A 6,769-nucleotide genomic window follows, 5' to 3' on the forward strand; every position below is an offset into this window, starting at 1 on the left:
ATCTGCTCCTGCGTCAGGTCCACCAACGGCAACATGCCCGGAGTGATCACCGACGCGTCCGCCGGGATCAGATTCGCCGGCACCTCGAAGGTGTCCACACCACCCGTGGCCGCCAACGCGGCCGGGGTCGGCGTCTGGAAGAACGCCCGCACCGGCACCGACACACCCCGCTGCCGCAACCACTCCACCAACCGCACCACCAACAACGAATGCCCACCCAACGCGAAGAAATCATCCCCCACCCCCACGCGCTCCAAGCCCAGAACCTCAGCGAACCCCGCGCACAACAACTCCTCCCGCGCGTTCGCCGCAGGCCGGCTGGACCCGACAGCCCCAGCGAAGTCCGGCGCCGGCAACCCCCGCCGATCAAGCTTCCCGCTACTCGTCAGCGGCAACTCATCGAGAACGACGACAGCGGCCGGGACCATGTACTGCGGCAACCGCTGCCCCACGAACTCCCGCACCCCAGCACCATCACCACCGACGACAACGACGTAGGCGACCAGCCGATCGTCGCGCACGACCACCGCGGCCCGCACCACCTGCGGATGCGCGGCCACCGCCGCCTGCACCTCACCCAACTCGATCCGCACACCGCGAACCTTCACCTGGTCATCCGTACGACCCAGGTAGTCGAGTTCCCCACCGGGGGTCCACCGGACCAGGTCACCCGTGCGATACAACCGCTCACCCGGCTCGTACGGGTTCGCCACGAACCGCTCCGCGGTCAGACCCGCCCGACCCACATACCCCCGCGCCAACTGCACACCGGCCAAATACAACTCACCGGCCGCGCCCACCGGCACCGGCTGCAAACCACCGTCCAGGACGTAGGTGCGGGTGTTGGCCACCGGTGACCCGATCGTCACCGGTCCACCGGTGTCACACCGGGTCGCCGTCACATCCACCGACGCCTCCGTCGGCCCATACAGGTTGTGCAGTTCGGTGTCCGGCAACACCGCCAGAAGGTGGTCCCGCACCGACTCCGGCAACACCTCACCCGAACACACCACCCGGGCCAGACCGGCGCACAAGGCGGCCACCGGCAGGAACGCCTCCAACATCGACGGCACAAAATGCGCCGTCGACACGTTCTCCTCACGAATCAACTCCGCCAGATACGCCGGATCACGATGACCACCCGGACGGGCCACCACCACCGTCCCACCCACCACCAACGGCCAGAAGAACTCCCACACCGACACGTCAAACGTAAACGGCGTCTTCTGCACCACCCGCTCACCAGCAACCAACCCGAACCGGTCCTGCATCCACCGCAACCGGTTCACCACACCCCCATGCGACACCACCACACCCTTCGGCCGACCCGTCGACCCCGACGTAAACAACACATACGCCGCATCCCCCGCACCCACCGACGGCAAGACCACCGGCACCACCGGCACCGCCACCTCCTCCACCACTACCCGCGCCACCCCCAACGGCACCACCGACGCACAACCCACCGACGTCACCACCGCCACCGGCAACGCATCCGCAAACATCACCCCCACCCGCTGCACCGGAAACTCCGGATCCACCGGCAGGAACGCACCGCCCGCCTTCAACACCCCCACCAACGCCACCACCAAATCCACCCCGCGCGGCAAACACACACCCACCACGGACTCCCGACCCACCCCCACCAACCGCAAAGACCGGGCCACCGCACCAGCCCGCGCATCCAACTCCCGATACGACACCGACACACCCTCGAACACCACCGCGACCGCATCCGGCGTAGCCGCCACCTGCCGGGCGAACAACGACACCACCGTGTCATCCGCCGGATACGACACCGCCGTGTCATTCCAACCCGACAGCACTCGCCAACGCTCCCGCACATCGAGCACATCCACAGTGCCCACCCGCGCACCCGGCTCACCAACTAGCGCGGTCAGCACCCGCATGAACCGCTCCGCCAGAACACCCACCGAACCCGAATCGAACAGATCAACCGCAGCGGTCAGCGCACCGCGAAGACCTGCCGGTGCGCCCGCTTCGTCGTGGGTTTCCTCAATGCTCCATTCGAGGTCGAACTTGGCGGTGGCAGCAGCGGCGATGGACGGCGCGGCGCTCTGGATGCCGGGCAGGTCCAGCACCGCCTCGGCGTTGTTCTGCAGCGTGAGCATCACCTGGAAGAGCGGGTGCCGGGCCATCGATCGCGCCGGGGCCAGTTCCTCCACCAGCTTCTCGAACGGCACGTCCTGGTGCTCGAACGCGGACAACGCGGTCTCCCGCGCCCGGACCAGCACCTCGCGGAAGGTCGGGTTCCCGGACACGTCGGTCCGCAATACCAGGGTGTTGACGAAGAAGCCGACGACGTCGTCGACTCCCTCGTCGTTTCGTCCCGCAGCGGCCGTACCGATCGGGATGTCGGTGCCGGCACCCAGCCGCGACAGCAACACCGCCAGAGCGGCCTGCAGTGCGTTGAAGACGGTGACACCCTCGGCGCGAGCCAACTCCTGTAGGCGGGCATGCAGGTCGGCAGGGATCCGTAGCGGTTCCCGGTGGCCGTTCCGGCTGGCGACAACCGGCCGCGGCCGGTCGGTCGGTAGCCGCAGTTCCTCCGGCGCGCCGGCGAGTGCCGCCTGCCAGTACGTCACCTGCCGGGCGATGACGCTGTCCGGGTCGGTCTCGTCACCCAGCAACTCGCGCTGCCAGATCGCATAGTCGGCGTACTGCACCGGCAGCGGCGACCACTGTGGCGTCCGGCCCTCGGACCGGGCGTCGTACGCCTCGGAGAGGTCACGGGCCAGCACACCCATCGACCAGCCGTCGGCTGCGATGTGGTGCACGACGACGACCAGCACGCAGCCGTGGAACAGCCAGGCCCGGATCGGGAGTTCGCAGGCCAGGTCGAACCGGTGTCGGGTGGCGGCGGCGATGTCGGTCTCGTCGCCGTCGAGGACCTCCAACCGCCAGTCGAGCCCAGCTGCGTCGAGTATCCGCTGGTAAGGCTCACCCTCGGCCGAGGCGAAGATCGTGCGTAGGACCTCGTGTCGGCCGATGACGTCGCGCAACGCGTTGTCCAGCGCTTCGGCGTCGGCGTTCGGCATTCGCAGCACTACCGGCAGGTTGTAGTCGGCCGACGGACCGTCCAGTTGGCCGAGGAACCACAGTCGACGCTGCGCGAACGACAGCGGTGCGCGGGCGGACCGGACGGCCGCGACCATGGCCGGCCGGGTCTGTCGGGTCGTGTCCAGCCTGGCGGCGAGCGCGGCCGCGGTAGGCGCCTCGAAGATCGCGCGCAGCGGCACCTCGGTGCCGAGGACCGTGCGGATCCGGCTGGCCAGCCGCACCGCGAGCAACGAGTGGCCGCCGAGAGCGAAGAAGTCCGCGTCGGCGGCGACCCGGGAGAGGCCGAGCACGTCGGCGAACGCGGCCCGGATGAGTTCCTCGCGCGGGTCGGACGAGGCGTGGTCCGCGCCCTCCCCGCCGATCGGGGCGGGTGCGGGCAGGGCGGTCAGGTCGAGCTTGCCGTTGGCCGTCAGCGGGAGCGTGTCGAGGACCACCACCGCGGACGGGACCATGTACTCCGGCAGTCGCCGTGCCACCGACTCCCGTACGCCGGTGCCGTCGCCACCGACCACGTACGCGACAAGGCGGTCCTGCTGCACCACCACTGCGGCCTGCGCCACGTCGGGGTGCGCCGCGACGGCCGCCCGAACCTCGCCCAGTTCCACCCGGAAGCCGCGGATCTTGACCTGGTCGTCGGTGCGGCCGAGGTATTCGAGGTGCCCGTCCGCGGTCCACCTGACGAAGTCGCCGGTGCGGTACATCCGATCGCCGGCTCGGTGTGGGCTGGCGACGAAGCGCTCGCTGGTCAGGGCGGGCCGGCGGAGGTAGCCGCGGGCCAGACCGGCACCCTGGACGTACAGCTCGCCGGGCACGCCGGCCGGCACAGGACGCAGTCGGGCGTCGAGGACGTGCAACTGGGCGTTGGCCACCGGACGTCCGATGACCGGTCGCGCCGCGTCGGAGAGCCGGGCGCTGGCAGATTCGACGGTGCACTCGGTGGGGCCGTACATGTTGAAGGCGTCGAGGTCGGGGGTGGCGCGCAGCAGCCGCCACAGCGATTCGGGTACGGCCTCACCGCCGAGCGCGATTCGGGTCGGGCGCTGCGCCGGGTCGTCGAGCAGGCCGTGGGTGAGCAGCGCCTCGACGTGCGAGGGGGTGGCAACCAGGACGTCGATGCGGTGGGCCCCGAGCCACGGCACCAGCAGCGCCGGATCGCTCCAGGTGGCGGCGTCGACGACATGCAGCTCGTGGCCACTCAGCAGGGCGGTCAGTTGGTCCCAGGACGCGTCGAAGGACACGGACAGTCCGAGCGCGACGCGCATCCGTGCCGGCCCGGCCAGCAGCGAACGCCTGTGTCCAGTACACAGGTTGACCACGCTGCCATGACTGACCTGGACACCCTTGGGGCGACCGGTCGACCCGGAGGTGTAGATGACGTACGCCGAATGGGTCGGCAGCAGCGCCCCGGCGGGCGGAAGGGGTGCGTCGATCGATTCGTCGACGGGACCGTCGAGCATGATCATGGGTACGTCGGGCGGCAGCACCTTCGACGTACGGCTGGTGGTCAGCACCAGGGCCGGCGCGGCGTCGCGGACGAGGTGTCGCACCCGCTCGGTCGGGTAGGCCGGATCGACGGGTAGGTAGGCGCCGCCGGCCTTGAGCACCGCGAGCAGCGCGACGACGAGGTCGATGCCACGTTCCAGGCACATTCCGACGACCGACTCCGGTCGGACCCCGCGACCAACCAGCTGCCGAGCGAGACGGTCGGTTCGCTGGTCCAGGTCCGCATAGGTCAGAGTGACGCCACCGCCGACCAGGGCGGGCGCGCCCGGCGCCTGCGCGACCTGGGTCCGGAACATCTGCGGCACGGTCCGCTCCGGCACCGCCAGCGCTGTCCCGGTCCCCCATTCGGCGAGGCTGCGTTGGTCGGCGTCGTTCAGGATCTCGACGGCGCTGAGGCGGGTCGCCGGTCGGGTGACGACGGTTTCCACCACGCATGCGAACCGGTCGGCCAGTTGACGCACGGTCTCGGCCTCGAACAGGTCCGCCGCGCCGACCAGCACGCCGCGCAGGCCTGCGGGCGCGCCGGTGGCGTCGACGATCTCCTCGGCGCTGACCTCAAGGTCGAACTTCGCCACCACTGATCCACCGTTGGTGCGCCGGGTCGCCAGCTCCGGCAGGTCGAGGGCCGCGTGGTCGTTGTTCTGCAGGGTGAGCATCACCTGGAACAGCGGGTGGTGGGCCAGCGAGCGGGTCGGGGCCAGCTCCTCGACGAGCCGTTCGAACGGCACGTCCTGGTGGGCGAAGGCGGCCAGGCAGGTCTCGCGGCTCCGGCGCAGCACCTCGGTGAACGCAGGGTCCCCGGACAGGTCGTTGCGCACAACGAGGGTGTTGACGAAGAACCCGACGAGATCGTTGAGCGCCTCATCGGTACGGCCGGCCACGGCCGTACCGACGGGGACGTCCGTACCAGCGCCCAGCCGGGACAGCAGAAGCGCCAGCGCGGCCTGTAGCACCATGAAGATGGTCGCGCCCTCGGCCCGGGCCAACCGCGCCAGGGCGACGTGGGCTTCGGCGGAAACCTCGAACGGCACGCCGTGCCCACGGTGTCCGGGTACGGCCGGCCGTGGCTGGTCGAACGGCAACGTCAGCTCGGTGGGCACGCCGACCAGGGTGTCCCGCCAGTAGGCGACCTGCCGGTCGAGGAGGCTGGCCGGGTTGCCCTTGTCCCCGAGCAGCTCGTGCTGCCAGAGGGCGTAGTCGGCGTACTGCACCGGGAGGGGGGCCCAGTCGGGGGCGGTTCCGGTGCTGCGGGCCGCGTACGCGGTGGAGAAATCCCGGGACAGCGGTGTCCAGGACCAGCCGTCACCGGCGATGTGGTGCATGACCACGACCAGGGTGTGGTCGTCCGCGCCGGTGGTGAACAGCCACATCCGCAGCGGCGGCTCGACCGTCAGGTTGAATCCGTGCCCGGTCGCGACGGCGACGGCATCGTCGAGTGCCCGCTCGTCGACCTCGGCCACCGTCAGCACCTCGGGTATGTCGGTCATGTCCAGAACCCGCTGGTACGGCTCACCGTCGACGACGTCGAACACCGTGCGCAGCACCTCGTGCCGGTCGAGCAGGTCCCGCACGGCCGCGCGTAGCGCGTCCCGATCCACGGCACCGGTCAGCCGCAGCACGTTGGGGACGGTGTAGGTGCGGCTGGGGCCTTCCAACTGGTCGATGAACCAGAGGCGGCGCTGGCCGGACGACAGTGGAATGTTCTCCGGGCGGGGCCGGACGGTCAGCACCGGCCGGCTGGTGGTGGCGTCCGTGCCGCTGGCCTCTCGCTCCGGCAGGGCAGCTGCCAGGCCGGCCACGGTCGGCGTCTCGAACACCGCCCGGATCTCCACCTCCACACCCAGCAGTGCGCGGATTCGGGAGATGAGTCGGACGGCGAGTAGGGAGTGCCCGCCGAGTTCGAAGAAGTCGTCGTCGACGCCGACCTGGTCGAGGCCGAGGATCTCGGCGTAGGCCGCGCAGAGCAGTTCCTCGCGTTCGTTGGCGGGTTCCCGGCCGACGCCGGAGGTCGATGGGGCCTCGGGTTCGGGAAGGGCACGGCGGTCGAGTTTGCCGTTGGAGGTCAGGGGTAGGGCGTCGATCACGACCACAGCGGTGGGCAGCAGGTGCTCAGGGAGCCGTTTGGCGGCGTAGCGGCGGACCTGCTCGACTGCGGTGTCGGGGTCGTCGTCGGTGACCACGTAGG

At 70.1% G+C, this 6,769-nt stretch carries 1 protein-coding gene; it reads right to left on the reverse strand.

The features are described from left to right. The coding region (locus GA0070216_RS33445) for a non-ribosomal peptide synthetase (RefSeq protein ID WP_141723304.1) at positions 1–6,769 on the reverse strand (6,769 nt) is incomplete at both ends.

Origin of the sequence: Micromonospora matsumotoense, assembly GCF_900091525.1 — a bacterium.
Taxonomy (GTDB): Bacteria; Actinomycetota; Actinomycetes; order Mycobacteriales; family Micromonosporaceae; genus Micromonospora; species Micromonospora matsumotoensis.